The 598-nt window shown below is 40.3% G+C and carries 1 protein-coding gene; it reads right to left on the reverse strand.

Features of this window, described 5'->3' with window-relative positions; all coding sequences use genetic code 11:
• Positions 1-598: T9SS type A sorting domain-containing protein (locus JML65_RS23770; protein WP_202272628.1), on the reverse strand; the 598-nt coding region annotated here is incomplete at both ends.

Here is a 598-nt window from a genome sequence, read left to right on the forward strand (position 1 = left end):
TAGTTTTTATACTCTGAAGCTGTCTTCCGCTCATATCATACAGCATAATATCTGCTTCTTTGAAATTAAAGCCGATTTCCACATAAGCATAATCTGAAACAGGGTTTGGATAGATCTTGATATCATGTTTTTCTATTAACTGATCCACCTGTTTATCTCCCAGTTTCACAATCTTCCAGTTCTCTTTTCCTAATTCCTCAGCACTGGTTCCTGCCAGAATAATAGAGCCATCTCTGTTAAGTCTCAAATCCGAAAGTCTCTCCTCTCTTTTTCTCGAGTCTCCACTCACATGTTTTCTCCACTGTTCATTACCGTTGCCATCCAGATACAACATCCAGAAAGTCTCATCATCCTTCTCTATTCTTCCTTCCGCCTGCGTATACCCTCCCAACAATATTCCTTTGGTGGCATCTTGATTCTTGGATCTTGACTCTTGGCTCTGTATCACATTCATTCCCATCAAAATATCCCTGTTCTTGAAATTGTAGGATTTCTGCCATTGTTCATCTCCTCTTTCATTCAGTGAGATCAGCCAAAGGTCTGTTCCTTCTTCAATACCTACTGATTTATTTCCGGATCTCTCGGATCTGGATTCTCC

The organism is Chryseobacterium sp. KMC2 (genome assembly GCF_016756935.1).
Classification (GTDB): domain Bacteria; phylum Bacteroidota; class Bacteroidia; order Flavobacteriales; family Weeksellaceae; genus Chryseobacterium; species Chryseobacterium rhizosphaerae.